5 protein-coding genes are annotated in these 2,717 nt (G+C 31.6%); all 5 read right to left on the bottom strand.

Features of this window, described 5'->3' with window-relative positions; translation table 11 throughout:
- Positions 1 to 153: 153 nt before the first annotated feature.
- Positions 154 to 756, bottom strand: a complete 603-nt coding sequence (locus CDG56_RS16585) for a hypothetical protein (RefSeq protein ID WP_087548444.1) — start codon at positions 754 to 756, stop codon at positions 154 to 156.
- Positions 757 to 788: 32 nt separating this feature from the next.
- On the bottom strand, positions 789 to 1,013 hold the full coding sequence (locus CDG56_RS16580; RefSeq protein ID WP_071852195.1) for a hypothetical protein: 225 nt from the start codon (positions 1,011 to 1,013) through the stop codon (positions 789 to 791).
- A gap of 92 nt (positions 1,014 to 1,105) precedes the next feature.
- Positions 1,106 to 1,420 (bottom strand): BrnA antitoxin family protein, encoded by a 315-nt coding sequence (locus tag CDG56_RS16575; protein WP_087548443.1) that lies wholly within the window; start codon positions 1,418 to 1,420, stop codon positions 1,106 to 1,108.
- Positions 1,407 to 1,694 (bottom strand): BrnT family toxin, encoded by a 288-nt coding sequence (locus tag CDG56_RS16570; RefSeq protein ID WP_071852193.1) that lies wholly within the window; start codon positions 1,692 to 1,694, stop codon positions 1,407 to 1,409. Before CDG56_RS16570 ends, CDG56_RS16575 begins: the two co-directional genes overlap by 14 nt.
- A gap of 275 nt (positions 1,695 to 1,969) precedes the next feature.
- Positions 1,970 to 2,578: a hypothetical protein gene (locus tag CDG56_RS16565; protein WP_087548442.1), complete on the bottom strand. Its 609-nt coding sequence runs from the start codon at positions 2,576 to 2,578 to the stop codon at positions 1,970 to 1,972.
- Positions 2,579 to 2,717: the final 139 nt, after the last annotated feature.

Raw genomic sequence — 2,717 nt, 5'->3', positions numbered from 1 at the left:
GAAATTGCAAAAGCGCATATTCTAAAAGCGGACATTTTTACTTTGGAGAAACCGGACATTTCTATTTTGGGCTTACATTTTTGAGTTCGCATAAGAGATTTTATGTTAAATAAAAAGACGCCTATGTAAAGGCGTCTTTTGAATATTTCTAGATTATTGAAAAGCTTGTCTTAGAACTTCACCTTTCTCTGTAGAAGTTTGGCTAGTTGTAGAGTTTTCATCATTTATATCTAAAATATCTTTTCTTTTTTCAGGGCCATAATATGAAATAAACTTATTTATAGATTTATCCCACGCTAAATAACTGTCGTTATATTCAGAAGTAAAACGATAGCCATCTTTTATTTTTTTAAGCTCCAATCCTTCACGACCTAACCAATAGTTAAGAACATGATCATATTTACCTGCTTCATTTTGAAAGTAGATATCTATAAAGCCATCACTGTTTCCAGTGAAAATTGAGTAAGCACCTTCACAGGTAACGTCTGAAGATCGGATAATATAGTCTTTTAAGCCATCATTATTAAAATCTATATTTACTAAAAACCCTTTATTGAAAGTGATTTTAGGACTTTTAACTTGCATTTCTTCATCTTCAGATATGCCTTGGCAGGTATCTATATACTCACTTTGAACTACTTCTTTAATCTCTATAGGCAGCTTATTGAAAGGAATACTATTATTTTTTACAGGGATTTCTGCTAAAGAATTTGTACAAAAAACAGCTATGGCTGCAAAACCTATTAACTTTTTCATTAATAAACCTATTTATTTGGATTTTATAGAGATTAATAGGTGTATCTAAAACCTTGTGCCATCATACAATCTTGTATCATTTCAGCTTTTTCATTTTGATTTACTTTAGCTAAACCTATGTCATAGCGACATTTTGCTAAAGCACTATTAGCATCATGTGGAGTAATTCCAGCTTTTCTCCACATAGGTTGTGATGTACTACATGCAGAAATTAAAAGTGTTGAAACAGCTAATGCCCCGATAATTGTTTTTTTCATAAAAAACTCTATAAAATTTAATAAAATAATTTTTTTATTCTATCAAACTTTATGAATCTTGTAATAAAAAATGGGAGCTTAATCTCCCATTTTTACTGATGATTTTTTAATTCTTTTAGCATGGCATCCCGCAAGATTTCATTCATGCGTGTCTGATAACCTTTACCTTGTGCTTTGAACCATGCAAGTACGTCAGCATCTAAACGAATAGATGTTTGTTGCTTCACTGGACGATAGAATTGATTGTGGCGTACAGCATTACTCCAGTCGATAATTTCAGGAATATCTGATAGATCTAGCTGATCGTCAGGAACTGTTCCCTTAGCAAGCAAGCGTTCAATTTCAGCATCTTGCTTGTCGCTGAATTTTTCATTCAGTTCTTTGCGTGAGTATCTAACCATGCTCATATTTATCTCGCTCTGCTTTAGTTACCTGTCTTGCACTAATGATTCGTATGATTTCACAGTCATCTTCATCAAAGATGGTATGAGCCACTAAGAGCATTAGTACGCCTTTCACTTTTCCAATGGTCTGCCAACGTTCTTCGCCATCGGTATGTCTGTCCTGGATTGAGATCCTTAAAGGGTCTTCAAAAATAAGGCTTGCAGTTTCGAAAGAGACATCATGTTTTTTCTGATTCTTTCGATTCTTTGCCTCATCCCATTCGAAATACTGTTCCATAAAAAACATTCAAATTTGTATATACAATAATGTATCACAAAATTGTATCAATCAAGTTGAAAAGCGTAATTCTTAGTCAAATTTATTGGCTAAAAGTGACAAAACTGCATAAAAAGCAGCCGACTTGTTTCCGAGTCGGCTTTTTACCTATTTTTTAGTCATGACTAATTTTTTAAATACCTGAAAAACAATGAATTTTTATAAGTGGTTTCGCATAACCACCATTATGTTAAATTGATGTAAAAAACTTGATGAGAAAAAGTTAAAGGTAGACTCTATAGTTGATCATCTCGTGTTGATAACATTTCGTGATATTTTTGTTTTATCTGATTTCTTAAATTAAAGTCGTCAATAATTATGTCTAAACCACCATCATAAGGTGCAATGATTATCTTTTTTTCAAAAGATATTAAAAATGCACGAGTCTCATCATTAGCGATCTTAAGTAATAGATCGTTATGTAAATTTTGTTCCCATACTATTTCCGTAAATGCAGGGGTGAAATATAAATCATTATTTTCACCATCATCAAAATATTCAGGATCAATTTCATGTAAATTTATACGTGACCCATTAATGAAATTATATTGAAGTTTGGCAATTTGATCATAGTTAGCTATAGATGAATCACCTATGAAGGAATTACCTGAAACAATAAAAACTATTGTGTTTAAGGGAAAGCAGTCACTAATTATTTGATTTTGTCTTCTGAGTAATAAGTCTATTTCAATAGCGTCATCAGCGTATCTTTTTGAATTAGGAAGACTATGTAAGCGAATCCAGCTATTTGGAAAATAATGTTTAAACAAATATGAAATTGGAACTTTATTAGGGAAGAGCTTATTCCATTTATACTCAAAGCTATTAATTAAAGTATTTGTCATTTAATTGTACCTTTATTAAATTTCCCTAAAATTAACATAATACACCTTATGCGAAATACTTGTGTTAGAAACCATTTAAAGTGTCTGTATTCTCACCAATAAAAATGTCTGGTTTATGATGGTTTTCACCATCATGGAC

This window comes from Acinetobacter sp. WCHA39, assembly GCF_002165385.1.
GTDB lineage: Bacteria > Pseudomonadota > Gammaproteobacteria > Pseudomonadales > Moraxellaceae > Acinetobacter.
This window is presented reverse-complemented; position numbering and strand designations above follow the sequence as displayed.

What these genes read in the sequence shown, in the direction of transcription:
- CDG56_RS16585 (WP_087548444.1), bottom strand. Translation starts at nt 756, where the DNA reads ATGAAAAAGTTAATAGGTTTTGCAGCCATAGCTGTTTTTTGTACAAAT.
- CDG56_RS16580 (WP_071852195.1), bottom strand. Translation starts at nt 1,013, where the DNA reads ATGAAAAAAACAATTATCGGGGCATTAGCTGTTTCAACACTTTTAATT.
- CDG56_RS16575 (WP_087548443.1), bottom strand. Translation starts at nt 1,420, where the DNA reads ATGAGCATGGTTAGATACTCACGCAAAGAACTGAATGAAAAATTCAGC.
- CDG56_RS16570 (WP_071852193.1), bottom strand. Translation starts at nt 1,694, where the DNA reads ATGGAACAGTATTTCGAATGGGATGAGGCAAAGAATCGAAAGAATCAG.
- CDG56_RS16565 (WP_087548442.1), bottom strand. Translation starts at nt 2,578, where the DNA reads ATGACAAATACTTTAATTAATAGCTTTGAGTATAAATGGAATAAGCTC.